The organism is Amycolatopsis sp. CA-128772 (genome assembly GCF_002904295.1).
Taxonomy (GTDB): domain Bacteria; phylum Actinomycetota; class Actinomycetes; order Mycobacteriales; family Pseudonocardiaceae; genus Amycolatopsis.
Map to the genome: position 1 here is coordinate 24,798 of NZ_PPHG01000089.1, position 24,996 is coordinate 49,793.

Sequence of the window (24,996 nt, forward strand, 5' to 3'; positions counted from 1 at the left end):
TGTTCACGCCGGGGGAGGCGTGGTGCAGGCACGGTCGGCTGCCACGTTAGGACTGACACGTGCTCGCTTCGTCATTATTCCACGTTACGGCCCGCGGACCGCCGTTGTCGTGTCGATCCGACGACGACCCCCGATGTAAATTCTCTGCGGTCGCACCGCGGCCGTCACCATGACCAGACCCGCAGGGCCGGTCCACCTCATCTGAAGTCTCCGCTCAGCCTCTTCGCGTTTTCCTGGCTGCGGCACGAGGCACGCCCTTCAGCCCGCCCGTCACTCGACGGGCATCCGCGCTGGACGGCTTTCCCTTTTCATACAAGGAGAAACCTCGATGCACAGCCGTCTTTGGCATGCCCTGGTCGCGACCGCGGCCCTACTCGTGGCCACCGCGGCCACCGCCGTGGCGACGCCGAACACCGCCGTCGGCGACACCGGCGACCGCGCGCCGATCGCCGGAAGCACCCCGACCTGGGCCACCCCGCACACGGAAGTCGCCCGCAGCAACGGACACACCGTTCGGCACATCCAAGTCGCACTGGCGCTGCGCGACCAGCGTGACGCAGAACGCCTCGCCACGCAGTTGGCGACACCGGGCAGCGCCGAGCACGGACAGTTCCTGTCGTCGAAGGCGTTCCTCGACCGATTCGCCCCCACGCAGGACACCGTCGATCAGGTGTCGCAGTGGCTGGGCACCCAGGGCCTGCGCGTGACAGGAATCAGCGCCAACCGGCACTTCGTCGACGCCGAAGCTCCGACCTCAGCGCTGGAGTCGGCGTTCGGTACGAGGATCGCCGCATTCCATACCCGGGTCGACGGAGTCAACCGGACGCTCACGGCACCGGCAGCGCCCGTCACTGTGCCGACCTCGCTGCGTGCGTCGATCACTGCGGTGCTCGGGCTCGACGACAGCGCCGCTCTGCTCAAGCCGCAGCACACCCGCACCACGACCGCAGCCGCGGCGGCGGAGCAGCACTGCGCGCGGTGGTGGAACGAACAGAACAACACCGACGTCCCGCAGAAGTACCCGGCCGGGTTCCAATCCAACTCGCTGTGCGGCTACACGGGCACCCAGGTTCGCGCCATGTACAAGCTCGGCAACGGAAACACCGGCGCCGGTACGACGATCGGTGTCGTCGGCGCCTACAACTCAGACACCATCGTGGCCGACACCAACCAGGCCGCCGCCCAGCTCGGCGTCCCGCCACTCGCGTCCGGCCAGTACAGCGCGGTCCTGCCGCAGGGCGGGTTCACCGACGCCACCGCGTGCGGCGCCGACGGCTGGAACGCCGAACAGACCCTGGACGTCCAGGCCTCGCACGCGATCGCTCCGGCCGCGAAGATCCGCTACTACGCTGGGAAAACGTGCAGGGGCACCGGGCTCTACGACGCGTTCAACCAGGCCGTCACCGACAACGCCGTCGACGTGATCAGCAACAGCTACGGCAACGCTGACGGCGAATCCAGCCTTCCGCAGGCCGCACGGGACCAATTCAACAGCATGGCGCTGCAAGCCGCGATCCAGGGCCAGACCATCACCGTCTCCACCGGCGACGCCGGCAACAACTCCGGCCCCGTCGGCCACCCGACCGCCAGCTTCCCCTCCTCCAGCCCCTGGGTCGTGGCCGTCGGCGGGACCAGCGTCGGGCTGGACCAGAACAACCAGCCGAAGGTGCTGACCGGGTGGGAGAACAGCGGCAACACCCAGTCCGGCAGCAGCTGGGCTCCGCAGAAGGATGCGGACGGGCCGTTCGCCTCCGGTGCCGGCGGCGGCACCTCCGCCCTCTACGACGCACCGGACTGGCAGGTCGGCGTCGTCTCCGACAGCGGCGGGAAGCGGGCGGTGCCGGACATCGCGGCGCTGGCCGACTCCTACACCGGGATGCTGGTCGGGCAGACCATCAAGGGCCAGTTCGGCATCGGTTCCTACGGCGGGACCTCGCTGGCGTCGCCGCTGATCGCCGGGCTCGTCGTCGACGCCCAGCAGGCCCGCTCCGGTAACGCCCGCGCCGGGCTGCTCACCCCGGCCCTCTACAGCCTCAAGGGGTCGAGTGCGATCGCCGATGTCGTCCCGCAGAAGGCGGGGGTGTGGACGCCGATGATGCACGCCTTCGGCGGCGTCGCCGCCCCCGGCGGGCAGGGCAGCTACCTGATCGACTTCGACGCCCGCCCGCAGAACCTGCAAAGCGGCCCCGGCTGGGACAACGTCACCGGCCTCGGCACGCCCGCCGACGGCTTCATCTCCGCGCTTTCCCAGTGACCACACCCTCTTCTCGCGGTGGCCCGCTCGAGTGCGGGCGGGCCACCGCGGCCTTCAACGACCTATGGGAAGGACTGTTCATGTCCGAGACGCCACAGCCGACGCCGAAACGGTGGCGGGTGCTCGCGTTCTGGCTGGCCGGGATCGCGATGGTCGCCACCACCGGCGTCCTGCTCGCACCGTCCCGGCCCGAGCCCGACGGCGCTCGCACCGCCGAGCCGGTCGAGCTGGGAGTCGAACTGCACGCCCCGGCCGTGGCCGCCCGGGCGATTCCGAATCTCGCGGGGCTGCCGGAGGCCAGCACCTTCGGCATCGTCGCGAACGCTCCGCAGGATGCGACGGCTGACGAGGTGCCGGACGGGCAGCTGGTGCACCCGACCACCCCGGTACCGGTGTACGACCAACCCGGCGGCGCGGCCATCGCCGTCCTGCCGACCACGCAGCTGGGATCCGACACGTGGATTCCGGTGATCGCCGAGGAACCGGGCTGGGTGCAGGCGCTCCTGCCGTCCCGGCCCAACGGCTCCACCGGCTGGCTGTCCACCCAGGACAACTCGCTCAGGATCCGGTCGACGACCGACCGCATCGTCATCGACCGGACAGCGTTCCGGCTCACGCTCTACCGCGACCACCAGCAGATCGGCACCTGGAGCGTCGGAGTCGGCACCGCGGCCGCACCGACCCCGGCGGGGCGGACCTTCGTCCTCGCCTCGATGACCGACGCGCACCAGAATTTCAGCCCGGTCATCTTCCCGCTCGGGATCCACTCCACGACCTTCTCCACCTACGGCGGCGGGCCCGGCACCACCGGCATCCACGGCTGGCCCACCACCGATGTGTTCGGTCGCCCCTCCAGCGACGGATGCATCCGCGTCCCCGCCGACGCACTCGCCACGCTCACCAATCCCCTCGACCCCGTGCCCATCGGCACCCCCGTCCTCATCCGCTAACCCAACCGCACCGACTCTTCTGGAGAGACCAGCCATGAACACCACTCGTAGCGCCCTCGCGGCAGCCGGAGCCGGCGCGCTCCTCATCGGCTCCCTCACCACCCTCGCCTCCAGCTGCACCCCCGCGACCGCGGCACCGCCCGCCCTCGCGGCCACTGCTGCGACGTCGACAGCGACGGGGATCTCCGTCTCCGGCGGCGAGCACCTCTCGGCCAGTCCGAGTGTGTCCAGCAGCGGCGCGATCAAAACCGCCGGCGGCTCGGTGTCCACGCCGAGTGGCGCGGTCGTGGCCAGCGGCATCAGCCTGCAGGCCGGCGCCGGATTCGCCGAAGCCCGCGTCGCGTCGGTGCGAGTCGGCGGCACCACGGTCGGTCCGTTCAGTGCGACCTGCCGCAACGGCTCGATCACCACCAGCGCTCCCAAGGACGGCAGCGGCAACATGAAGGTCTCACCCGGCGGCCACGGCACCGCCGGGATCATCACCGTCACTACCAGCACCGCACCCATCCGCACGAACGAGTCCGACGCACCGAACAAGCCGACCGCGGGCACGGCGATCACGGTGACGGTGGCGACAGCTAGCTGCGGCGCAGGAACCCCTCCCCCGCCGCCGAACAACCCGCCCACCGGCACCCGCCCCGCACCGACGCACAAGCCCGGCGCCCCCGCGACGTCTCGGCCGGGTATGCCGGCCCAGCGGCACCAGCAGGACGACAACCCGGGTGACCGGACCGCGCCCCGGCCGCAGCCGAAGCCCGCCCACGTCGCCGTCACCGGCTGACTGCAACCAGGCCGCGCGGGCCCGCACCCCTCAACCCTCCATCGCGGGCCCGCGCACCCCCTCCCGTTCCCACGTCCTCACCGGGCGGCCTCCCCACGCCCGCACAACTCAACCGATCCGACTCGCCACCAGGGGAAATGCCATGTCCACGCTCGTGTTCAGCCACCCCAGCAACGATCAGCTCGACGCCGCGTCCTCCGAGGACGTCCGGGCCGTACACTTCGTCGGCTCCCTACCCGCCACTCTGACCGGCGACCACCACCAGATGATGCGGTGGTTCCTCGACCACACCCCCGACACGACGTTGACCGGACTGCCGTGCGACCAGGACCCGCGATGGATCATCGACTGGCTCGACGGCCTCGCCGCCATCGACGCGCTCGAACCCGTCCGCACCGGCCACTCCGCCGACTACAACGACATGCCGACCTACCGCCTCAAACACGGCCGCTGGCTCGAATCCGACGACCTGTCCCTCGGGCGCGCCACACACACCGACGCCGTCATGGCCGCCCGCGCCCAGTTGCACGACGACCGCGACTTCCCGCCGCACCAGGTATCGATCCCGAATCCGTACGACCTGGCGCTGTTCACCTTCGGCAGCCCGGGCGCCGCGGTCACGCACCTGCCGGTGTTCCGCCAAGCCGTGCTCGACGACGTCCACACCATCCACCGCCAGCACGGCAACCACGTCGTCTTCCAGCTCGAGACCCCCGCGGTCCTCGCTACGCTGGACCGCACCCCGCGGCCACTGTGGCCGGCGGCGGTGCGCGCGCTGGCCAAGCAAGTCGCCCGCGTCTTCGCCGACGGCCCCCGCGATGCTACCTGGCGGATCCACCTCTGCTACGGCGACCTCGGCCACCAACCCCTGTTTCCTCTCACCGACCTCGTGCCTGCCGTGCAGTTCCTCAATGCCCTGCACGAGCAGTTGAATCGGCTGCGGATCCCGATGCCCGCCGTGCACATCCCAATGTGCACCGGAACCGACGCACCACCGACCGACCCGCGGTTCTACCGGGCGCTGCGACACCTGCGCCGCGACATCGACGTCATCGCCGGACTCGTCGACGAAACCCACCCCACAGAGTCCCGAACCGCCCTCGCGCTAGCCGAGACCGAGCTCGACCGGCCGGTGCTCGCGGTCGCCGCCGCGTGCGGACACGGCCGCCGGCTGGTTCCCGACGCCGTCGCCAACGCCGCGCTCGCCTGCGAACTTGCCCACCGCACCGCCGTCTGCTGACGCCAGCTGGAAAGGACAGTGGAGATGGACCCCACGATCACATCGGCTCCGTGCGAGTCCGGACATTTGGCCGGGGAAGGCGAGACTCTGACCCCGATCCTGCGCACCGGCGTCGTGCCCACCCGCGCGCTCTCCGGCGGCCGGATGCACCTACCCGGCGCCATCAGCCTCGCTCCGCAACGGCATGACACCACCGAGACGGCGATCGCGATCATCAGCGGTCACGTCGCCGTCCTCTCCGGCAACACCATGCAGCCCTTCCACCCGAAGGCCGGCGACATGATCTACATCCCCGCGACCCTGCCCTACGCCGTGGTCAACCTCAGCCACAACGCCTCTGTCCTCGCGCTGATCTTTCGCACCGACCCCGGGTTCGACACCGACGTGCACCGCATGCCCGAACTCGACCGCGCAGCACGCGACCAGATCCCTGCCCTGCGCCGCACGCACCGAACGGCGCTGCTCAACCGACGCAGGGGCCAGACTCGGTAGGACTGACCCGACGTCGCCGTCCGTCGTGCACACCGACCGCGCCGCCCACCACCCCTCCCCTGGCGCACCGCCCTCCACTCGCCTCGCTGGGAGACCCCGCATGCGTTCCTGGATCATCGACACCGCCCGCGACCTACTCGACAAGCCGCTGCCGGGCGGCCCGCTCACGCTCGAGGAAATCGCTGCCTGTAGCGGAATCAAGAGCCATCACCTTCGGGCCTACTTCAACTCCGTCGAAACCATCACCGCGGACATGTCCAACACCGCGAACCCGGCCCACGCAGGGCGGTGCTGAGGATGCGCTGGACAGATCTGCATGTGAGCGGCGTCGGCGCCGCCCTCGGCAACCTCGTGCCCGTCGATGAGCTCGACGGTTTCCGCGACCTGCGCGGTAGCAGTCAACGCGCGGTCTCCATCGCCCACGGCTCCACCGGCATGGAACTCGCTGTCCGCGCCGGCCACAACGCCCTCGCCAGCACGGCCATGACCACCACTGGCCCACTGCCCGTTCCCGACCTGCACTTCCACGCCGCGATCTGGCGCGGCAGCCGCGGCATCGACTTCTGGTCCCGCGCCGCCTACGTGCGCACCCGACTCGGCCTGCCCGCAGGCCACGGCATCGCCACCGAGCTCAACGCCATGAGCAACAGCCTCGTCGGCGGCATCGACATCTCCGCCCGCGTCCTCGCCGGCAGCCCCGACCTCGACACCGTCCTGCTCACCGGCGGCGAAACTTTCGGACCACCCGCCTTCGACCACCTCACCGCCGACCACGGCATCGCCTACGGCGATGGCGGCTCCGCCCTCATCCTCGGCCGCCATCCCGGCCTCGCCCAGGTGCTCGCCACCAGCTCCTACACCGACCCGACGCTCGAGCAGCTCCACCGAGGCGGTGCACCTTTCCTTCCACCGGGAACCGTGGAAGTCGGTGCTGAGCAGGTTCGCCAGCGCAAGGCGCAGTACCTTGCGGCCGCCGGTGCCGGTTCCGTGCTTCGTCGCACCACCGAGGGCGTGAGAACGGTAGTGGCCGGTCTTCTCCGTGAGTCTGGTCTCGACACTGCCGATCTGGCCTGGGTTCTTCTCCCTCACTACGGGGCTCATCAGTTGCAGACGCAGTGTCTTCGCCCATTGGGCATCCCCGACTCGCTGACGTTGAAACACGTTGGCGATCAGTGGGGTCACATCGGACCCAACGACCAATTCATCGGCCTGAGCCACCTTCTCTGCCGAAAGGCCGTTCACGTCGGCGACTACGTGTTGCTGGTCGGCATTGGCATCGGCATGACCTGGACGGCCGTCGTACTGCGCATCGAGGCCGTGCCGCCGGAGATGGAAGGGCTCGCTCCGCCGTTGCTGCTCCCGTGGCGGCACTCGTCCCAGCCGGTTCGCCGTGCCGGCGCGACTGCGGCGGGGTGAGCGGTCATGCACCAGCGAGATCGGCTTGTGGGCGAGATGCCGTGGGTCATTCCCGACGTCATGGCAGTCGCCGGCAGGCCAACACCGAAACCTCTGCCACTGGCCGCGCTGATTCCCTCGACGTTGCGCTCGCAGCTCACCTATGCGGTAGCCCGGATCGATCGCTCCGGGCGGATGCACGATCAGGTGATCACCGGGGTCGCCGGTTGGCGATCCGGTGACACGCTGAGTATGGCTTTGACCGACAGCTACGCGGTTTTCCATCCCGATCCACGTGGGCTGATCACGGTCACCAGATCGAAGGCGGTGTCGATTCCTGCTGTTGCCCGGCACCAACTCATGATCGAGGTCGGAGACAGGGTTCTCCTTGCCGCGCATTCCGGACACGGCTTGATCATCGCGTATCCGTTGGCCACCCTGGACCGTGCGCTGGCGGACTTCCACTCGCGGCAGTCCGCAACGCCATGACCGCCGACAAGGTGGGCGGTGTGCAGGCGGTGAGCAGGCTCGGCGTCGAGCACGAAGACGTGACTGCGGCCAGGATTCTGCTCGAACGTCTGGGAGTTTCCCCGGAAGACCTGATCCTCGACGCATCGGCTGCGGGGACGGCGCCTGTGCCGACCTTCAGGGAGTACGTGCCGATCGTCGCGGCCGCGACCTCCGCGGCCTCCGCGGCGACGTGGTCGGTGTATTGGCGTGTCTTGGCGGAGAAGTGGGGGGACACGCCGATCGACACGCCGTCGGCGTCGGAGCTTTTGATGTTGGCCAATGAGGTGCAGGCGCAGGCTCTCAGGCGTCGGGGGTCGCGGGACGGCCAGTCGGCGAAAGCGTGCTTCGTCGATGCGACGAGACATCTGTACCTTCTCGCGCAGGCGGATCAGTACATCTCGGCGTCGCGGAACCCGGCCGCCCAGCTGCGGAAGCCGCGGCGGGCGAAGAGTGTCCGGCGTGCTCTGACCAGCCGGCAGCTGATCGATATCAACATGACCGCAGCCTCGACCGGTACCGATCCCGCGTTGGACACCTTGCTCCTGCGGTTGCATACGGAAACAGCGTGCAGGCGGGGCGGGGCGCTGGCGCTGCGTCCGTGCGACGTCAACGACGAGTTGTGCACGATCCGGCTTCGGGAGAAGGGCGGCACGACGCGGGAGCAACCGGTTTCTCCGACGCTGACGGCCGGTCTGCTGGCGCATGCTCACGCGCGACCTGGGGCGGGGCCCCGGGCGGGGCTGCTGCGCCACCGCGATGGAAGCCCGATCTCCGCGTCGCGGTATGCCTCGCTGTGGTCGCGGCTGCATCATCACCTTCCGTGGATCGGGTCGATGGGGATCACCGCGCATTGGATCCGCTACACGACCTTGACCTGGGTCGAGCGGAACTACGGTTACGCCATAGCGGCGTCGTTCGCCGGTCACGCGACGTTGGGCTACCAGACGAGCACCACGATGACCTATGTGGCGGCGACCGTCGACGAGTTGGCGGTTGTGGTGGCCGCGCTCACTGGCGAGCCGCACCCCCTGGCTGCCTGAGCCCGCGTGCCCGCGCCTCGTTGCCGCCGAAGGCACCACGGCCCGACCACACCGAACCCAGACCCGAACCGGTTCGTTGACAGCACCCCTTGAGACCTGATCGCGCGTGGCCAGGCATGTCGTGTCGTGGCCCGCGCGCCCGGCGGCCATGATGAGTACGACGGGTTCGTGACCCGCGCGGCGACCGGACTCGATCTTCAGGGGGTGTGCCTTCCCTCGGAATGGTCGTGTGACCCTGGCCGGCTGCCACCTGCCTCACGATGACGGGTACGACGTCGACGGCCGCGATCCCGGGTGGGCGGTGACGGTGAGGCAACGTCGCTGATCAGCGCGAGCGCGAGCTGCATAGCCTCGCCGTACTCGAACAGACGTTTGAATCAGATCGTGGGGTGGCGACGCGCCGATCCGAGCCGCGCACCGCAGCCGCGGGGCGATACGGTGTGGGTATGACATCCCCATTTTGGGGATGTATCCCCAGATACGCCGACAAAGCAGCCGCTTACAATGGTGGCGACCGGGCCGGCCGTTGTGGCCCCCTTCCGGCCAGGGCGATCTGGGAGGATCACCGGATGACGATGTCGCTGTCGGCGGAACTGTGGCCGGATGTGCAGCCCGAGACCGCCCGGCGGCTCATGCTCGCCGGGGTGGAGGCCTTCGCCAAGCGGGGTTACCACGCCACCACCACGCGGGACATCGCCGGGGCCGCCGGGATGTCGCCCGCCGCGCTCTACGTGCACTTTCCGTCCAAGGCCGCGCTGCTGTTCGCCATCAGCCGCTACGGGCACGAACAGACCCTCGCGCTGGTCGAGAACGTCGTCGCCAAGGAGGCCGATCCCGTCGAGCGGATCCGGCTCATCGTCGAGGACTTCGTGGCCTGGCACGCCCGGCGACACACCGTCGCGCGGGTCGTCCAGTACGAGCTGCAGGCCCTGCCCGAGCAGGAGTTCGAGGTGGTCGCCGAGCTGCGGCGGCGGATCGAACGGATCGTGCGCGAGGTCATCGCCGAGGGCGCCGCCGGTGGCGTGTTCACCGTCTCCGACCCGCACGTCGCCGCCCGCGCCGTGCTCTCCCTCGGGGTCGACGTCGCCCGCTGGTACACCGAGCGGGCGCGGCAGACGCCGACCGCGCTGGGCAAGGAATACGGCGAGCTCGTGCTGCGCATGCTCGGCGTGACGCCCGTCACAAACTGAGCGGTCGTTCAACTCTGCCGGAACAATAGCGGCCAGATGCTGTCCGCTTTTTCTGCCACAGTGGACCTCGTGCTGACCGTCCTCGACACGCGGGCCCTCAACCGCGCCACCCTCGCCCGGCAGCTGCTGCTGGAGCGGGCGACCCTGCCGGTGCACGACGCCGTCGCGCACGTCGGCGGCCTGCAGGCGCAGGAGCCGCAGGAACCGTTCACCGGCCTGTGGTCGCGGCTGCGGGCCTTCACCCCGGCTTCGCTGGACGCCCTGCTCACCGGCCGGCGCGTGGTGCGGACCCACCTCATGCGCCGGACCGTGCACCTGCTCACCGGCGACGACGTGCTCGCGTGGCGGACCCGGTTCGACGCGATGCTGCGCCAGCGGGTCCTCGGCACCTACCGGCGCGAGCTCGACGGCGTCGACCTCGGCGAGCTCGCCGCGGCGGGGCGGGCGGTGCTGGCCGACGGCGAACCGCGCTCGATGGGCGAGCTGGCCCGGGCCGTCGCCGATCGCTGGCCGGAGGCGGGGCCGCGGCCGCTCGGGGAGATGCTCGTCGCCGCGCTGATCCCGGTGGTCCAGCTGCCGCCGCGGGGGCTGTGGCGCACGAAAGGCGGCGTGCGCAACCTGCCGCTGCGGGCTTGGCTGGGCCGTGACGGCGACCCGCTCGACCCGGACGACGGCGCCGGGCGCGACCTGGTGCGCCGCTACCTGGCGGCCTTCGGCCCGGCGGCGACGGCGGACCTGCGCGCGTGGTCAGGCCTGGCCGGGCTGCCGGCGGCGGTGAAGGCGGTGCGCGGCGAGCTGGTGGCCTTCCGCGACGCGCGCGGCCGCGAGCTGCTCGACCTGCCGGACGCTCCCCGCCCCGACCCGGACACGCCGGCCCCGGTCCGGTTCCTGCCGGCGTTCGACAACGCGATCCTCGGCTACGACGACCGCACCCGCATCATCGACGACGCCCACCGCGGGCTGTCGGTGGCCGGCGAGCGGGTGGTGCTGGTGGACGGCCGGGTCACGGCGACCTGGACCACCGACGGCGCCGACGTGCTGGTGCGGCCGCTGCGCCCCTTGACCGCGCGCGAACGCGGCGAGGTGGCGGAGGAGGGAAGCGCGCTGGCGGCGTTCCTGACCGACGGCGAGAGCAACCGGGCGCGGGTCGAACCGAGCTAGGCCCGGCCTCACCCCACCGCCCCAATGTGGCGTTGGATGCATCCCACGCACCCAATGTGGCGTTCGGTGCATCCCACGCACCCAATGTGGCGTTCGGTGCATCCCACGCACCCAACGCGGCGCTCGGTGCATCCCACGCACCCAACGCCACATTGGGGCCGCTTCAGACTCACCCCACCGCCCGCGCGAACCGCTCCGCCACCTCCCGCAGCCGCTCCACCAGCCCCGCCGGCGCCTCCTCCACCACGAAGTCGAAGCCCCACTGCGCCAGGTAGTACGGCACCGTGTCCAGGGTGTTCGCCCCGGTCCGCACCCGGCAGCTGTGCTCGTCCACCGCCTCCACCACCCCCGACGTCGGCGGGATCCGGCGGGCCAGCACTTCGGCCGGCGCCGCCACGCGCAGTACGAACTGGTGCGGATACGGCGCCGTCGAGATCTGCTGGGACACGTACGCCGCCAGGTCCGCGGCCGGCGGCTCGCGCGGGGTGAACCGGAAGCCCGCCACCGGCACCTCCGCGATGCGGTCCACCCGGAACGTCCGCCACGCCGCGCGGTCGAGGTCGAACGCCACCAGGTACCAGCGCCGGCCCGTGTGGACCAGCCGCAGGGGCTCCACCGAACGGTCCGTCGAGGCCCCCGTGCGGTCGCCGTAGCCGAAGCGCAGGCGCTCGTGGTCGCGGCAGGCCGCCGCGATCGCCGTCAGCACCGACGCGTCCACCGTCGGCCCGGCGCCCGGCAGCGAGACCGTCGCCGCGTGCAGCGCGCCGACCCGGGGGCGCAGCCGTGCCGGCAGCACCTGCTCCAGCTTCGCCAGCGCGCGCACCGACGTCTCCTCGATGCCGCTGACCGTGCCGCTCGCCGCCGTGCGCAGGCCGACCGCGACCGCCACCGCTTCGTCGTCGTCCAGCAGCAGCGGGGGCAGCGCCGCGCCCGCGCCCAGGCGGTAGCCGCCCGCCACGCCCGGGGTCGCGTGCACCGGGTAGCCGAGGGACCGCAGCCGCTCGACGTCGCGGCGGATCGTGCGGACGTCGACCTCGAGCCGGGACGCGAGGTCCGCGCCCGGCCAGTCCCGCCGGGCCTGCAGCAGGGAAAGCAGCCGGAGCAGGCGTTCCGATGTGCCGTACATGGCCCGCAGTGTGCCAGACATCGCGGACAGATCCGGTCCGCGATCCGCCGGATAGTGCAGTCGGAGGGTCGAACACTTGCCAGGTGCCGTCCCGGCCGGAAAGAGTGACGCATGCCGATCGATCCGCACGCCCTGCTCGCCGTCGCCCGCGAGGAAGCCGAGCTGGGCAAAGCGGAAGGCGGTGTGCCGATCGGGGCCGCGCTGTTCGACTCCGCGGGCACCCTGCTCGGCCGCGGCCACAACCGGCGCGTGCAGGACGGGGACCCGTCGATGCACGCCGAGACCGCGGCCTTCCGCAACGCCGGCCGCCGCCCGCACTACCGCGACACGATCATGGTCACCACGCTCTCGCCGTGCTGGTACTGCTCCGGGCTCGTCCGTCAGTTCGGTATCGGACGCGTGGTCATCGGCGAGGCGCGGACGTTCCACGGCGGGCACGACTGGCTCGCCGGGCTGGGTGTCGGGATCACCCTGCTCGACGACCCCGGCTGCACCGCGCTGATGACGGAGTTCATCGCCACGCGCCCGGACCTGTGGTTCGAGGACATCGGGATCGAAAAGTCCGATTAGGACAGTGCTGGACCGACAGCGCTGGACGAGGGAGCCGGTATGCCGTCATCCGTTCCGCTCGTGGACCTCTCGCCGTGGTTCGCGGGCACGTCCGAAGGCCGGGCCGACGTCGCCGCCCGGATCGACCAGGCCCTGCAGGAGTCCGGCTTCCTGCTGGTCACCGGGCACGGCGTGCCGGCCGGCCTGCGCACGCGCACCCGCGAGCTGGCCCGGACCTTCTTCGCACTGCCCGAGGACGTCAAGCAGCGCTACGCCGTGACCGTCGGCGGCCGCGGGTGGCTGCCGCCCGGCGTCGAAGCCAACGGCTACGCGGAGGGCACCGAGACCCCGCCGGACCTCAAGGAGTCCTACTCCGCGGGCGCGGACCACAAGCTCGGCGTGGCCGAAATCGACGGGTTCTGGTTCCAGCCCAACGTCTGGCCGCACGAGGTGCCCGGCCTCGGGGAGACGGCCACCGAGTACATGCGGCGGATGCGGGCGCTGTCGGACCACCTGCTGGAGGTCTTCGCCGCGGCGCTCGGCCTCGCCGAAAGCCACTTCACCCGGCACACCGCGCACCCGACGTACACGTTCAACATCAACCGGTATCCGCCGATGACCCACGTCGGCGCCCCGGAGCCGGACCAGTTCCGGATCGGCCCGCACACCGACTTCGGCACGGTCACCGTGCTCGACCGCCAGGCCGGCGTCGGCGGGCTGCAGGTCTGCACGGCCGGCGGCGAGTGGGTGGACGCGCCGTTCCACCCGGACGCGTTCACGGTGAACATCGGCGACCTGATGGCCCGCTGGACCGGCGATCGCTGGCGCTCGACCCGCCACCGCGTCCTGCCGCCGTCGGCGGCGGCCCCGGACGAGGACCTGGTGTCGCTGATCTTCTTCTACGAGACCGACCACGACGCCCGCATCACGTCGCTGGCGCCGCCGCTGGGCACCCGCACCTACCCCGAGGTGATCGCGTCGGAGTACCTGCGGGAGAAGCTCGACGCCATCACGATGAGCTGACGTCCGGCTCGGCGCAGACGGTCCGGTTGCGGCCCGCCGCCTTCGCCCGCAGCAACGCCGTTTCCGCGGTCAGCAGCGCGTCCGCGAGGACGCCGCCGGCCGCGCAGTCCGCGACGCCGATCGAAACCGTCACCCCGACGAACTGCGGGCCGTCCCCCGTCGCCTTCAGGGCCACCAGCGTCGAGGCGACCCGCAGCCGGATCCGCTCGGCGATCGCCATCGCGTCGAACCGGCCGGTGCCGGGCAGCAGCACCGCGAACTCCTCGCCGCCGGAGCGGCCGACGAGGTCCGCCGACCGGACCTCGTCACGCAGGGTGCCGGCGACCGCGCGTAGGACGGCGTCGCCGATGCGGGCGCCGTAGCGGTCGTTGAGCAGGCGGAAGTGGTCGAGGTCGAGCAGCAGCACGGCCAGGCCGGGGCCGTGCCCGCCGAGCCGGTCCAGCCGGGCCTCGGCGGCGCCGCGCCAGGACGCGGCGGTCAGCACGCCGGTGCCGGGATCGAGGGTGACGTGGTCGCGGCGGCCGCCGCCCAGCCCGCCGCGGTGCAGCACGACGGTGGCGCCGGCCAGCAGCGGCACGAGCAGCGGCGCGGCGCCGGCGGCCCAGGCCAGCGGCAGGCCGGACACCGTCATCGCGGCGTCGAAGGCGTGCCCCTGGACGGCGTCGCGCGGGCGGCGGGGCCCGTCGGCGCCGGTCACGAGCGCCGCGTTCACCGCGAGGAACACCACGCCGGCGACGGTGAGCAGGCCGACGGTCCGGGCGTCGAGGACCTCGCCGAGCGGCCGGACGCCGGTCGCGGTGAGGAAAGCACCGGCGGCGAGCCCGGCCAGCGCCGTCGCCGCGGCGCCGAACACCTGCCGGTACCCGGGTCTTCTGCGGACCCGGAACCACTGGTGCAGTGCCGCCAGCACGACCAGCGCGACGGCGAGCCCGGGCCGGAGCACGAGCACCCCGGCGAAGATCCACGGCGTGTCGATGCCGGGGCCGAGCAGGGTGTCCTCGCGGTGGCGCTCCACCGGCCGCGCGAGCTCGGCCGAGACCAGCATCCCGCCCAGGAGCAGCGCGAACGGCACCAGCATCGAAGCCTGCGGCGGGAAGCGGAGGGCGGCGAGCACGACGGCGGCGACGGCGAGCGCGTCGACCCCGACGAGGTAGCAGACCTGGCCGCGGCGCGGCAGCCGCCACACTGCCCACCGACGCAGGGCCCAGCGCTGCGGAACGAGGGCGGGCAGGAACCGGCCCGGGCGGCGTTCCCCGCCGGCGGCGACCGTGGAATCCCCCACCATTTCGGCAAAGTAGCCGGAATGCGGGCCGGTGTCGATCCGCCTTCAGGGGAATTTAACACCGTGGGTGCACCTCGGCGACGTGGGTCATTTTCCGACCGACGGAGGGTTGACACACAACATTGGTCTAGTCCACTGTGTGGTGGCACACAGCACTCCTCCCGGGATGATCCCGCCGCCTCAAACCGGAGGTGCTCCACCTGCGCGTTCGGAGGACCCCCATGCTGCTTCGTTCATCGTCGACCCGCCCACCGACTTCGGCCGGATCGACGAAACCAGTGCGCCGTCTCCTTACCCTCGCCGCCGCGGCTACGGCCGCGCTGGCGACGACGGTCGGGCTCGCCCCGCAGGCCATGGCCGCGGTCGACCCGGTGCTCGCCGCCCCGTACCTGTACCAGTGGGGCGGCCAGACCAGCCCGACCGCGGCCATGTCCGCGACCGGCGTGAAAGCGTTTACGCTCGCCTTCGTCCTGTCGGACGGCACCTGCAACCCGAAGTGGGACGGCAGCCGGTCGCTGACCGGCTCCGACAAGACGATGATCCAGAACATCCGCAACGCGGGCGGGGACGTGATCCCCTCCTTCGGCGGGTGGTCCGGCACGAAGCTGGGCTCGAAGTGCACGTCGGCCTCGGCGCTGGCCGGCGCGTACCAGAAGGTGATCGACGCCTACGGCCTCAAGGCGATCGACCTCGACATCGAGAACACCGACGAGTTCCAGAACAACACGGTCCAGGACCGCATCCTCAACGCGGTCAAGCTGACCAAGCAGAAGAACCCGAACCTGCGCGTGGTGATCACGATCGGCACCACCACGACCGGCCCCGACTCGTGGGGCAAGCGCCTGATCAACCAGGCCAAGGCGATCGGCGCACCCGTGGACGTCTGGTCGGTCATGCCGTTCGACTTCTCCAGCGGCGGTGACATGGCGGCGCTGACGAAGTCCGCGGTCGACGGGCTGAAGAACCAGCTCAAGACCACGTTCGGCTGGAGCGACGACACCGCCTACCGGCACAGCGGCCTCTCCTCGATGAACGGCAAGACCGACAACGCGGGCGAGACCGTCACGGTCGCGAACTTCAACTCCATCCGCGGCTACGCGGCGAGCCACCACCTGGCGCGTCTCACGTTCTGGGCCACCAACCGCGACTGCAGCGGCGGCGGCGAATGCAGCGGCATCACGCAGGACAAGTACGCGTTCACCAAGATCGTCGCCGGCTACACCGGCTGACACGAGCCCGTAGTGGGGCAGTCGGAGGCCCTCTCACCGGCATCGGGGTCGGTGAGAGGGCCTTCGCGGGTCAGCGCCGCGGGCCGCCGGAGTAGGGCCCGCAGTAGTACGGGTAGCACGGGTTCCACCCGGGGTTCCAGGTCGGCGGCGGGCTGCTCTTCGTCGTGGACGGCGGAGGCGGCAGTTCGACGGTGACGGTCGGCGTGGGTGTCGGCGTCCGGCGCGCGTGCATGACGACCGGCGACGGCGTGGTCGTCTCGGTCGGCACGGCCGGCGCGGTCGGCGACACCGGCGCGGCGGTGGCCGGCTGCAGCTGCGGGAACTGCGTGGACCCGGGCACGGAGTCGGGCCGCGTCGCGAGCACGAGCACCAGCCCCCCGAGCACGACGATCACGGCCGACGCGAGCACCATCCGCGCGGCCCGGCCGGTGCCGGTCCCGTCGTCCCGCCGCGCGGCCAGCTCGGCCGCCCGCGAGCCCGGCTTGCGCGGCCGCGCCCCGGTCTGCCGCAGCAGTTCGTCGACCGTGACCCGGTCCCGCCGCCTACGCGCACTGCGCGTCATGCACGACCTCCACCCGATACCCCCGCCGCCACGCTCGCCCGCGGCCGCCTGATCCCGGGTGATGGTAGAAACCCTTGCGGTAAAAGTAAACGCGCTGATCGCCGCGGTCTCGTTACCGTTTCGAGACAACCGGATCGCGTTCCCGGCCGTAGCCGTCAACGAGGGTGATTCGCGGCCGGGGGCGGTGGGTCGGCGGGGCAGGTTCGGCCGCACCGCTCAACGAGCCACCAACCGAGCCCAGTGCGGCCGGGCGCGGGGCGGCCTGCCAACTTCAGCGCCGCTCCCCCACCGCTCACCGAGCCGAAACCCGCCGCCGCAAGCCCGCCACCCGCCGCGTCACCGGGGTGAACTCCGGCAGCCTCACCAACGCCAGCAGGCCGAACGGCACCGCCATCCCGAGCAGTCCCTGCACCGGCAGCTTCACCCACGCCCCCGGGATCACCCCGAGCGACGCCGGCACCGCGTACCCCGCCAGCACCGCCGCCACCACGCCGAGCCCGCTCACCGACAGGGTGATCAGCCCGACCCGCAGGGACCGCTTGCTGCGCAGGTGGCCGAGGCGGACCCACAGCCAGACCTGGCCGAGGACCGCGCCGACCACGAATCCGGCGCCGTTGACCAGCATCACGCCGTAGACGATGTGCTCGCCGTCGAGCAGTCCGCGGCAGAGCAGCAGCAGCGGGATCTTCACCGCCGTCATCACCAGCATGATCAGGGTCGGCGTGCGGGCGTCCTTCATCGCGTAGAACACCCGCAGCTGCAGCATGACCAGCGCGAACGGCAGCAGCCCGACGGCCGAGACGGCCAGGGTCTGGCCGAGCCGTTCGGCGTCCTCGAGGGTGCCGCGGCCCCACGTGAAGATCGCGATGCCGATCGGGGTGCCGACCACGGCCAGCACCGCCGAGATGGGCACGAACAGGACCGTCGACATGCGGGACGCGAGCGAGAGGTCGCCGACGAGGGACCCCGTGTCGCCGTCCGCGGCGGCGCGGCTCATCCGCGGCAGCAGCGCCGTCAGCAGCGAGACGCCGAGGATGCCGTACGGCAGCTGGAAGAGCAGCGACGCGTAGCTGTAGGCCGTGACACCGCCGGTGGAGCCGCCGGTCAGCACGCGGGTGGTGACGACGAACCCGACGTGGCTGACCACGACGTAGCCGAGGATCCACGCGGCGAGCGCGCCGAACTCCTTGATCCGCGGGTCGAAACCCCAGCGCCAGCGGAACCGGAACCCGGTGCGCAGCAACGCGGGGATCAGCACGAGCGCCTGCGCGACGATGCCGAGCGTGGTGCCGAGGCCGAGCACGAGCAGCTTCGGGTCGCTCATCCGGACCGGGTCGAGGGTCAGCTCCCCCGGCACGAAGGCGAACACGACGAGCGTGCCGGTGACGACGACGTTGTTCAGCACCGGCGCCCAGGCCGGCGGGCCGAAGACGTTCTGCGCGTTGAGGATGGCCGAGAGCAGCGCGAACAGCCCGTAGAACAGGATTTGCGGCAGCAGCAGGTAGGCCAGCGCGGTGGTCAGCCCGGGGTTCGCGGTCGGCGACGACTTGTCGACGTAGAGCGCGGTGAACAGCGGCGCGATGGCCACCGCGACGGCCGTGCCGACGACGAGCAGCACCAGCGCCATCGTGATCAGCCGCTGCGTGTAGGCGCGGCCGCCGTCGGGGTCGTCGTGGGAGCGGACCAGCAGCGGCACCACGACACTGGCCAGGACGCCGCCGAAGAGCAGTTCGAAGACGATGTTGGGCAGCGTGTTCGCGACGGTGAAGGAGTCGTTGACGATCCCCGTCCCGACGACCGCGGCGAGCAGCAGCTTCGCGACGAACCCGGTGACCCGGCTGACGGCGGAGGCGACGGCCATCCGGCCGCTGGAGCGGGCCAGCGACGAACCGGCCCCTTCCCCGCGCCCGGCGCTGACCGGCGACGCGGGCGGCCGCGCGACGATCTGGCCGGCGAACTCGTCGTAGGGCCGCCGCGAAACGTCGAGGTCACGGGTCGGCCAGTGCGGGCCCCGCAGCTCGCTCGGGAGGTAGACCGTCGCCTCGTCGTCCACCGGTGGTGGGTGCTCCGCCATGGGGACAAGACTGCCAGGTCAGGGGCACGCACGGGAGACCGAACACCTGGTCGACCCCGCGACCGTGCGTGACGCTCAGGCGGCGGCGGTGACTTCCAGCGCGGCCCGCCCGGCCTCGGTCAGCTCGGCGGCCACCCGCCCGGTGCCGCCTTCGACGGCGGGCCGCAGGTAGCCGCCGCGGGCGAGGGCGTGCGCGGTGATCTGGTCGCAACAGGCGAATCCGTCGACGAAGAGGTCGGGCTCGCAGCTGCACGACATCTGCGCGCGTCCGGCGGCCACCGCCTTCAGCATCGCCATCGCGCGGTGGGTGAGCTCGACTCCTGAACCGGACACCGGACTGCCTTTCCGTTTTCGCCACTACAACGGGTTATTCGCCCGTTGGGCCGATTGTGTTACTTACGGCACTATGACGTCCGGAGTGCGGGTGAGGTTCCGGCCGGGGCCGGGACCGGCGCTCAGCGGCGGTCTTCGAGCTTCAGGTCCCCGCGCATCACCGCCCGGATGTGGTCGCTCGCGAGCACGTCGTGCGGGTAGCCGAGGTCGAGGGCGCCGATCCGGTCGAGGCGGGCCAGCTGGTCATCGGTGAACTCGACCTCCAGCGCGCCCAGGTTGTCCGCGAGCTGGTCCGGCGTGCGGGCTCCGATGATCGGGGCGGTCACGCCCGGGTTCTGCAGGGTCCAGGCCAGGCCGACCTGCGCGGGTGTCCGGCCCAGCTCCGCGGCGACCGCCTTCACCACGTCGGCGATGGCGAGGTTCCGTTCGGTGACCACGCCCAGCCCGGTGTTGAAGCTCTTGCGGGTGCCGGCGTCGGCCGCGGTCAGGCCGGCGCGGCCGTACTTGCCGGTGAGCAGCCCGCCCGCCAGCGGCGAGTACGGCGTCACGCCCAGCCCCATGGCCCGCGCCATCGGGATCAGGTCGCGTTCCGCGGCGCGGTTGGCCAGGTTGTACTCGACCTGCAGCCCGACCAGCGGCGACCAGCCGCGCAGGTCGGCGATCGCCTGCATGCGCGAGATTTCCCACGCGGGGGCGTTGGACATGGCCACGTACAGGACCTTGCCCCGGCGGACCAGGTCGTCCAGCCCGCGCAGGATCTCCTCGACCGGGGTGGTGAAGTCCCACACGTGCAGGTAGAGCAGGTCGAGGTAGTCGGTGTCCAGCCGCCGCAGGCTGCTTTCGACCGAGGCGAACAGGCTCTTGCGGTGCGCGCCCGTGGCGTTCGGGTCGCCGGGGCGGCGCAGGGTCGTGTACTTCGTGGCCAGCACCAGGCTTTCGCGGTGGCCGCGGGTGAACTCGCCGAGCTGGCGTTCGGCGCTGCCGTCGGTGTAGGTGTTCGCGGTGTCGATGAAGTTCCCGCCGCGTTCGACGTAGGTGTCGAACAGCTTGCGCGCTTCGGCCTCCTCCGCGCCCCAGCCCCACTCGGTGCCGAAGGTCGCCGTGCCCAGCGCCAGCGGGGAAACCCGCAGCCCGGAGCGGCCCAGCAGGCGGTAGGTGTCGAGGGTGAGCGGCATGTGTCCTCCCGTTGTCGTGTGTCGGGAGCGAGTCTGCGGCCGCCGCGGCCGGGGGGTAAGGGAAGCGGTTTCCTGGGAACACGAGTCCCACCCCGCGGGTTGCAGCGATCATGACGACCCCCACCGCGGAGCTGGCCGCGTTCCTGCGGACCCGGCGGGAACGCCTGGACCCGCGCGACTTCGGCCTCCCGCCGCGCCGCCGCACGCCGGGCCTGCGCCGCGAAGACGTCGCCGAACTGGCCGGCATCAGCGTCGACTACGTCGTCCGGCTGGAGCAGGCGCGCGGGCTGCGGCCGTCGGCGGACGTGGTGGAGGCCCTGGCCGGGGCGCTGCGCCTGGCCCCCGACGAACGCGCCTACCTGTTCGACCTGACCCGCCGGCGCCCCCGCGACACCGGCCGGCTCGTCACCACGGCGGCGGCGCCGCTGACCCGGCTGGTCGACGACCTGGCCCTGCCCGCGATGGTGCTGAACCACCGCTACGACATCCTCGCCTGGAACACCGGGATGGCCCGGCTGCTGGTGGACCCGGCGACGCTGCCGCCGGCGCGGCGCAACTCGATGTGGCTGTGCCTGATGCACCCGCCGGTGCGCGACCGCTACCTCGACCGCGAACGCGTGGTCCGCGACGGGGTCGCCCACCTGCGCGCCGCCTGGGCCGCCCACCCGGACGACCGCGCCCTGACCGGCCTCATCGCCGAATTCACCGCCGGCAATGCGGATTTCGCCCGCTGCTGGGCGGCCGGGGACGTGAAGGTCACCGGCCGCGGCCACAAAGCCATGCGGCACCCCGAGGCCGGGGAGCTGACCGTGCAGTTCGAGACCCTGCGGCCCCTGCAGGACCCGGACCAGCTGCTGGTGCTCCACCGCGCCGCGGACGAGCAGAGCCGGACGGCCCTCGCCCGGCTCTAGCCCAGCCGCAGCTCCAGCGTCCGCGCCCACTCCCGCACGATCTGCTTCCGCCGCCGGGCGTCGTCGGTCAGCAGGTTCGCCAGGCCGAGCCCGCGGGCCAGGTCGAGGGTGGCCTGGACCAGCTCGCGCACCCCCGGGCGGGACTCGTCGACGCCGAGGAGCTCCACCGTCACCCGGTGCGCCTCGCGGCCGACCCGGGCCTCCAGGGGGACCAGGACGTCCCGGAGGGCGTCGTCGGTCGCCGCCACCGACCACAGCTGCAACGCCGCGCGGAACAGCGGGCCCGTGTACAGGTTGAGCACCATCTCCACGACGCGCTCGATGCGGGACGCGCCGCTCGGGAGGTCGGCGGCCTGGGCGCGCAGCTCGTCGATCTGTGCCTCGCCGAGCAGGTCGACCGCCGCCACCACGAGGTCTTCGCGCGCCGGGAAGTGGTGCTGCGCCGCGCCGCGGGAGACGCCCGCGCGCTCGGCGATGCCGGCCACCGTCACGCCGTGCCAGCCGCGCTCGCCGAAACTGTCGAGCGCGGCTTCGACCAGCCGCCGCCGCGTCGTGCGGCTGCGTTCCTGCTGGGGTTCGCGGATGCCGGTCAAGACTCTCCTAATAGGACTTCGGGAGACCGAGGCTGTGCTGGCCGACGAAGTTGAGCACCATTTCGCGGCTGACCGGGGCGATCCGGCCGAGCCGCACCGCCGTCACCAGCGTGCCGAGGCCGTATTCGGTGGCCAGCCCGTTGCCGCCGTGGGTCTGCACGGCCTGGTCGGTCGCGCGGATGGCCACCTCGGCGGCGGCGTACTTGGCCATGTTGGCCGACTCCCCCGCGCCGAAGTCGTCGCCGGAGTCGTACAGCGACGCGGCCTTCTGCGTCATCAGCTTCGCCAGTTCGAGCTCGATCTTGATCTCCGACAGCGGGTGCGCGAGGCCCTGGTGCGCGCCGATCGGCGTGCCCCAGACCTGCCGCTGGTTGGCGTAGCCGACGGCCTTGGCGAGGGCGTACCGCGCGATGCCGAGGGAGAACGACGCCCCCATGATGCGTTCCGGGTTGAGGCCCGCGAACAGCTGGGCGATGGCCGCGTCCTCCTCGCCGACCAGCGCTTCGGCCGGCAGCTTGACGTCGTCGAGGAACAGCGAGAACTGGTTCTCCGGCGCGACGATGTCCATCGGGATCTTCGTGTACTCGAAGCCCTCGGTGCCGGTCGGCAGGATGAACAGCGCGGGCTTGAGCCGCCCGGTCTTCGAGTCCTCCATGCGGCCGACGACGAGCACCGCGTCGGCCTCGTCGACGCCGGAGATGTAGACCTTGCGTCCACTGAGGACCCAGCCGTCGCCGTCGCGCTTCGCGGTGGTGGTGATCTTGTGCGAGTTCGACCCGGCGTCCGGTTCGGTGATCGCGAAGACCATCCGCTTGGTGCCGTCGGCGATGCCGGGCAGCCGCTGCTTCTTCTGCTCTTCGGTGCCGAACCGGGAGATCACCGTGCCGCAGATGGCCGGCGAGACGACCATGAGCAGCAACGGCGAGCCGGCGGCAGCGAGTTCTTCGAGGACCGCGGCGAGGTCGGCGATGCCCGCGCCCCCGCCGCCGTACTCCTCGGGGATGTTGACGCCGAGGTAGCCCAGGCGCCCGGCCTCGTCCCACAGCTCGTGGGTCTTCTCGCCGGCGCGGGCCTTGCGCGCGTAGTACTCGTGGCCGTACTTGGCGCCGAGTTCGGCGACGGCCTTGCGGAGCGCGATCCGCTCCTCCGGCTCGATGAAGTTCATGGCGTTCATGCTTCTTCTCCCACCACCGCGAGGATCGTGCCCACTTCGACCTGTTGTCCGACCGTCACCGGCAGTTCCGCGACCACGCCGTCGGCGGGGGCGGCGATCCGGTGTTCCATCTTCATCGCTTCGAGCCACAGCAGCGGATCTCCGGCCTTGACCGGGTCACCGGCCTGGACGGCGAGCCGCACGACGGTGCCCGGCATCGGCGCGACCAGCGATCCCGCCGCGAGCGCGGCGTCCGGGTCGGCGAACCGCGGTTCGGCCGTCAGCGCCACCGACCCGAGCGCGGAATCCACATAGGACACGCCGTCGTGGCGGGCGACGTCGAAGGTGCGCCGCACCCCGTTGACGTCCAGCACGACCCGGCCGGGCTCGGCGTCGACCAGTTCCGCGTCGAAACCTTGTGCGCGAAGGCCGTCCCGCGTGAGCGAATAGACGACCTCGTACTCGCGGTCGCCGATGGTGAAGATCTTGCGCTGCCCGGCCGAGCGGACGTTGCGCCAGCCGCTGGGCAGCCGGCTCTGCGTGGTGGCTCGCGCCCGGTTGCCGGCCGCGTCCGCCAGCGCCGCGGCCAGCGCGGAGAGCCGCTCGGTGTCGGGCGTGGCGAGCGGTGCGGCGAGGGTGTCGAGGCCGTGGCGGTCGAAGAACGCCGTGTCGGTCTCCCCGGCCAGGAAAGCGTCGTGCCGCAGGATGTTCACCAGCAGGTCGCGGTTGGTGACGACGCCGTGGATCTTCGTGGCGGCGAGGGCCTTCGCGAGCCGCCGGGCGGCTTCGGCACGGGTGGGGGCCCAGGTGATCACCTTGGCGAGCATCGGGTCGTAGTGGACACCCACGACGGACCCGGTCTCGAATCCGGAGTCGAGCCGCAGTCCCGGCCCGTGGGTGAAGGAACGGTCCACATCGGGCACTTCGAACGTGTGGAGGGTGCCGCTCTGCGGCTGCCAGCCCGCGGCCGGGTCCTCGGCGTAGAGCCGGACCTCGATGGCGTGGCCCACGGCCGGCGGCGGGCCGGCCGGGAGGCGCTCGCCCTCGGCGATCCGCAGCTGCAGGGCGACCAGGTCGAGGCCCGTGACGTTCTCGGTGACCGGGTGCTCGACCTGCAGCCGGGTGTTCATCTCGAGGAAGTAGAACCGGCCGTCGGGCCCGGCGAGGAACTCGACCGTGCCCGCGCCGACGTAGCCGATCGCCTGGGCGGCCTTGCGCGCGGCGTCGAACAGCTCCTCGCGCATGGCCGCGTCGACGAACGGCGACGGCGCCTCCTCGACGACCTTCTGGTGCCGGCGCTGGATCGAGCACTCGCGCTCCCCCACCGCCCACACCGTGCCGTGCCGGTCCGCGAGCACCTGGACCTCGATGTGCCGCCCGGTCTCCAGGTAGCGCTCGCAGAAGACGGTCGGGTCGCCGAACGCGGACCCCGCCTCGGCGCTCGCGCCCTCCACCGCTTCGGCCAGCTCGCCGAGCGAGCGGACCACGCGCATGCCGCGGCCACCACCGCCCGCGGACGCCTTGACCAGCAACGGCAGGTCGTCTTCGGTGACCGAGTCCGGGTCCAGTTCGGACAGCACGGGGACGCCGGCCGCGGCCATCAGCCGCTTGGACTCCACTTTGGAGCCCATGGTCTCGATGGCCTCCGGCGGCGGCCCGACCCAGGTGAGCCCGGCGTCGAGCACGGCCCGCGCGAAGGCGGCGTTTTCGGACAGGAAGCCGTACCCGGGGTGGACGGCGTCGGCGCCGGTGCCGGCCGCGGCCTTGACCAGCAGCTCGGCCCGCAGGTACGTCTCCGAAGGCGCGTTGCCGGGCAGCCGGACCGCCGCGTCGGCTTCGAGGGTGTGCGGCGCGGCGGCATCGGCGTCGGAGAACACCGCCACCGTGCCGATGCCGGCGTCACGGCAGGTGCGGAAGACGCGGCGGGCGATCTCGCCGCGGTTGGCGACCAGCAGGTTCTGGATCATCGCTCG

The 24,996-nt window shown here is 71.7% G+C and carries 24 protein-coding genes; 15 read left to right on the forward strand and 9 right to left on the reverse strand.

Annotation, left to right across the window (positions count from 1 at the left end; all coding sequences use genetic code 11):
• The first annotated feature begins 328 nt into the window (after positions 1-328).
• From C2L59_RS39240 to C2L59_RS39290, 11 genes are all read left to right on the forward strand, one after another.
• Positions 329-2,254 (forward strand): protease pro-enzyme activation domain-containing protein, encoded by a 1,926-nt coding sequence (locus C2L59_RS39240; RefSeq protein WP_103354653.1) that lies wholly within the window; start codon positions 329-331, stop codon positions 2,252-2,254.
• An 80-nt stretch (positions 2,255-2,334) separates the two neighbouring features.
• Positions 2,335-3,204, forward strand: coding sequence for a L,D-transpeptidase (locus C2L59_RS39245; protein ID WP_233223937.1), 870 nt, complete (start codon positions 2,335-2,337; stop codon positions 3,202-3,204).
• 34 nt (positions 3,205-3,238) lie between these two features.
• Complete coding sequence (locus tag C2L59_RS39250) at positions 3,239-3,985, forward strand: hypothetical protein (protein ID WP_146060497.1); 747 nt, start codon at positions 3,239-3,241, stop codon at positions 3,983-3,985.
• Positions 3,986-4,127: 142 nt separating this feature from the next.
• On the forward strand, positions 4,128-5,225 hold the full coding sequence (locus C2L59_RS39255; RefSeq protein ID WP_103354655.1) for a hypothetical protein: 1,098 nt from the start codon (positions 4,128-4,130) through the stop codon (positions 5,223-5,225).
• 24 nt (positions 5,226-5,249) lie between these two features.
• Complete coding sequence (locus tag C2L59_RS39260; RefSeq protein ID WP_146060498.1) at positions 5,250-5,717, forward strand: cupin domain-containing protein; 468 nt, start codon at positions 5,250-5,252, stop codon at positions 5,715-5,717.
• Between the two features lie 100 nt (positions 5,718-5,817).
• On the forward strand, positions 5,818-6,012 hold the full coding sequence (locus C2L59_RS39265; RefSeq protein WP_103354657.1) for a hypothetical protein: 195 nt from the start codon (positions 5,818-5,820) through the stop codon (positions 6,010-6,012).
• A 2-nt stretch (positions 6,013-6,014) separates the two neighbouring features.
• On the forward strand, positions 6,015-7,133 hold the full coding sequence (locus tag C2L59_RS39270; RefSeq protein ID WP_103354658.1) for a 3-oxoacyl-[acyl-carrier-protein] synthase III C-terminal domain-containing protein: 1,119 nt from the start codon (positions 6,015-6,017) through the stop codon (positions 7,131-7,133).
• A 6-nt stretch (positions 7,134-7,139) separates the two neighbouring features.
• Positions 7,140-7,601, forward strand: a complete 462-nt coding sequence (locus tag C2L59_RS39275; RefSeq protein ID WP_146060499.1) for an AbrB/MazE/SpoVT family DNA-binding domain-containing protein — start codon at positions 7,140-7,142, stop codon at positions 7,599-7,601.
• On the forward strand, positions 7,598-8,662 hold the full coding sequence (locus tag C2L59_RS39280; RefSeq protein WP_146060500.1) for a site-specific integrase: 1,065 nt from the start codon (positions 7,598-7,600) through the stop codon (positions 8,660-8,662). Before C2L59_RS39275 ends, C2L59_RS39280 begins: the two co-directional genes overlap by 4 nt.
• Before the next feature lie 569 nt (positions 8,663-9,231).
• Entirely contained in the window at positions 9,232-9,852 is a 621-nt protein-coding gene (locus tag C2L59_RS39285) for a TetR/AcrR family transcriptional regulator (protein WP_103354660.1), read from the forward strand.
• Positions 9,853-9,888: 36 nt separating this feature from the next.
• Positions 9,889-11,013, forward strand: a complete 1,125-nt coding sequence (locus C2L59_RS39290) for a winged helix DNA-binding domain-containing protein (protein WP_199199539.1) — start codon at positions 9,889-9,891, stop codon at positions 11,011-11,013.
• Positions 11,014-11,182: 169 nt separating this feature from the next.
• Here C2L59_RS39290 and C2L59_RS39295 read toward each other — a convergent pair whose 3' ends face one another.
• Positions 11,183-12,139, reverse strand: a complete 957-nt coding sequence (locus C2L59_RS39295) for a YafY family protein (protein WP_199199541.1) — start codon at positions 12,137-12,139, stop codon at positions 11,183-11,185.
• Positions 12,140-12,250: 111 nt separating this feature from the next.
• Between C2L59_RS39295 and C2L59_RS39305 the strand changes: the two genes are divergently transcribed.
• Complete coding sequence (locus C2L59_RS39305; protein WP_103354662.1) at positions 12,251-12,709, forward strand: nucleoside deaminase; 459 nt, start codon at positions 12,251-12,253, stop codon at positions 12,707-12,709.
• Positions 12,710-12,748: 39 nt separating this feature from the next.
• Positions 12,749-13,711: an isopenicillin N synthase family oxygenase gene (locus tag C2L59_RS39310; protein WP_103354663.1), complete on the forward strand. Its 963-nt coding sequence runs from the start codon at positions 12,749-12,751 to the stop codon at positions 13,709-13,711.
• Here C2L59_RS39310 and C2L59_RS39315 read toward each other — a convergent pair.
• On the reverse strand, positions 13,698-14,996 hold the full coding sequence (locus C2L59_RS39315) for a diguanylate cyclase (RefSeq protein WP_103354664.1): 1,299 nt from the start codon (positions 14,994-14,996) through the stop codon (positions 13,698-13,700). The genes C2L59_RS39310 and C2L59_RS39315 overlap by 14 nt on opposite strands.
• 275 nt (positions 14,997-15,271) lie before the next feature.
• Between C2L59_RS39315 and C2L59_RS39320 the strand changes: the two genes are divergently transcribed.
• Positions 15,272-16,222: a chitinase gene (locus tag C2L59_RS39320; RefSeq protein ID WP_103354665.1), complete on the forward strand. Its 951-nt coding sequence runs from the start codon at positions 15,272-15,274 to the stop codon at positions 16,220-16,222.
• Between the two features lie 70 nt (positions 16,223-16,292).
• On the opposite strand, the gene C2L59_RS39325 is transcribed toward C2L59_RS39320, so the two are convergent.
• The 4 genes from C2L59_RS39325 to C2L59_RS39340 form a co-directional block, all read right to left on the reverse strand.
• Positions 16,293-16,784, reverse strand: coding sequence for a hypothetical protein (locus C2L59_RS39325; RefSeq protein WP_103354666.1), 492 nt, complete (start codon positions 16,782-16,784; stop codon positions 16,293-16,295).
• 292 nt (positions 16,785-17,076) lie between these two features.
• On the reverse strand, positions 17,077-18,858 hold the full coding sequence (gene murJ, locus C2L59_RS39330) for a murein biosynthesis integral membrane protein MurJ (protein ID WP_233223938.1): 1,782 nt from the start codon (positions 18,856-18,858) through the stop codon (positions 17,077-17,079).
• Between the two features lie 75 nt (positions 18,859-18,933).
• Positions 18,934-19,191, reverse strand: a complete 258-nt coding sequence (locus tag C2L59_RS39335) for a hypothetical protein (RefSeq protein WP_103354668.1) — start codon at positions 19,189-19,191, stop codon at positions 18,934-18,936.
• Positions 19,192-19,313: 122 nt separating this feature from the next.
• On the reverse strand, positions 19,314-20,366 hold the full coding sequence (locus C2L59_RS39340; protein WP_103354669.1) for an aldo/keto reductase: 1,053 nt from the start codon (positions 20,364-20,366) through the stop codon (positions 19,314-19,316).
• Between the two features lie 110 nt (positions 20,367-20,476).
• Between C2L59_RS39340 and C2L59_RS39345 the strand changes: the two genes are divergently transcribed.
• Complete coding sequence (locus C2L59_RS39345) at positions 20,477-21,277, forward strand: helix-turn-helix transcriptional regulator (RefSeq protein ID WP_103354670.1); 801 nt, start codon at positions 20,477-20,479, stop codon at positions 21,275-21,277.
• On the opposite strand, the gene C2L59_RS39350 is transcribed toward C2L59_RS39345, so the two are convergent.
• Genes C2L59_RS39350 through C2L59_RS39360 form a run of 3 tightly spaced genes read right to left on the reverse strand, consistent with a single transcriptional unit; the run spans position 21,274 to position 24,990 of the window.
• The gene (locus tag C2L59_RS39350) at positions 21,274-21,870 is read right to left on the reverse strand and encodes a TetR/AcrR family transcriptional regulator (RefSeq protein WP_103354671.1); all 597 of its coding nucleotides are present in this window, start codon (positions 21,868-21,870) and stop codon (positions 21,274-21,276) included. The two genes, C2L59_RS39345 and C2L59_RS39350, sit on opposite strands and share 4 nt — an antisense overlap.
• Before the next feature lie 7 nt (positions 21,871-21,877).
• Positions 21,878-23,044 (reverse strand): acyl-CoA dehydrogenase family protein, encoded by a 1,167-nt coding sequence (locus tag C2L59_RS39355; RefSeq protein WP_103354672.1) that lies wholly within the window; start codon positions 23,042-23,044, stop codon positions 21,878-21,880.
• A complete protein-coding gene (locus C2L59_RS39360; protein WP_103354673.1) occupies positions 23,041-24,990 on the reverse strand; it encodes a biotin carboxylase N-terminal domain-containing protein in 1,950 nt (649 codons plus the stop codon). Before C2L59_RS39360 ends, C2L59_RS39355 begins: the two co-directional genes overlap by 4 nt.
• Positions 24,991-24,996 lie beyond the last annotated feature (6 nt).

Excerpts from the sequence above, each read along its gene's own strand:
- C2L59_RS39240 (WP_103354653.1), top strand. The coding sequence starts at position 329 with ATGCACAGCCGTCTTTGGCATGCCCTGGTCGCGACCGCGGCCCTACTC.
- C2L59_RS39245 (WP_233223937.1), top strand. The coding sequence starts at position 2,335 with ATGTCCGAGACGCCACAGCCGACGCCGAAACGGTGGCGGGTGCTCGCG.
- C2L59_RS39250 (WP_146060497.1), top strand. The coding sequence starts at position 3,239 with ATGAACACCACTCGTAGCGCCCTCGCGGCAGCCGGAGCCGGCGCGCTC.
- C2L59_RS39255 (WP_103354655.1), top strand. The coding sequence starts at position 4,128 with ATGTCCACGCTCGTGTTCAGCCACCCCAGCAACGATCAGCTCGACGCC.
- C2L59_RS39260 (WP_146060498.1), top strand. The coding sequence starts at position 5,250 with ATGGACCCCACGATCACATCGGCTCCGTGCGAGTCCGGACATTTGGCC.
- C2L59_RS39265 (WP_103354657.1), top strand. The coding sequence starts at position 5,818 with ATGCGTTCCTGGATCATCGACACCGCCCGCGACCTACTCGACAAGCCG.
- C2L59_RS39270 (WP_103354658.1), top strand. The coding sequence starts at position 6,015 with ATGCGCTGGACAGATCTGCATGTGAGCGGCGTCGGCGCCGCCCTCGGC.
- C2L59_RS39275 (WP_146060499.1), top strand. The coding sequence starts at position 7,140 with ATGCACCAGCGAGATCGGCTTGTGGGCGAGATGCCGTGGGTCATTCCC.
- C2L59_RS39280 (WP_146060500.1), top strand. The coding sequence starts at position 7,598 with ATGACCGCCGACAAGGTGGGCGGTGTGCAGGCGGTGAGCAGGCTCGGC.
- C2L59_RS39285 (WP_103354660.1), top strand. The coding sequence starts at position 9,232 with ATGACGATGTCGCTGTCGGCGGAACTGTGGCCGGATGTGCAGCCCGAG.
- C2L59_RS39290 (WP_199199539.1), top strand. The coding sequence starts at position 9,889 with ATGCTGTCCGCTTTTTCTGCCACAGTGGACCTCGTGCTGACCGTCCTC.
- C2L59_RS39295 (WP_199199541.1), bottom strand. The coding sequence starts at position 12,139 with ATGTACGGCACATCGGAACGCCTGCTCCGGCTGCTTTCCCTGCTGCAG.
- C2L59_RS39305 (WP_103354662.1), top strand. The coding sequence starts at position 12,251 with ATGCCGATCGATCCGCACGCCCTGCTCGCCGTCGCCCGCGAGGAAGCC.
- C2L59_RS39310 (WP_103354663.1), top strand. The coding sequence starts at position 12,749 with ATGCCGTCATCCGTTCCGCTCGTGGACCTCTCGCCGTGGTTCGCGGGC.
- C2L59_RS39315 (WP_103354664.1), bottom strand. The coding sequence starts at position 14,996 with ATGGTGGGGGATTCCACGGTCGCCGCCGGCGGGGAACGCCGCCCGGGC.
- C2L59_RS39325 (WP_103354666.1), bottom strand. The coding sequence starts at position 16,784 with ATGACGCGCAGTGCGCGTAGGCGGCGGGACCGGGTCACGGTCGACGAA.
- murJ (WP_233223938.1), bottom strand. The coding sequence starts at position 18,858 with ATGGCGGAGCACCCACCACCGGTGGACGACGAGGCGACGGTCTACCTC.
- C2L59_RS39340 (WP_103354669.1), bottom strand. The coding sequence starts at position 20,366 with ATGCCGCTCACCCTCGACACCTACCGCCTGCTGGGCCGCTCCGGGCTG.
- C2L59_RS39345 (WP_103354670.1), top strand. The coding sequence starts at position 20,477 with ATGACGACCCCCACCGCGGAGCTGGCCGCGTTCCTGCGGACCCGGCGG.
- C2L59_RS39355 (WP_103354672.1), bottom strand. The coding sequence starts at position 23,044 with ATGAACGCCATGAACTTCATCGAGCCGGAGGAGCGGATCGCGCTCCGC.
- C2L59_RS39360 (WP_103354673.1), bottom strand. The coding sequence starts at position 24,990 with ATGATCCAGAACCTGCTGGTCGCCAACCGCGGCGAGATCGCCCGCCGC.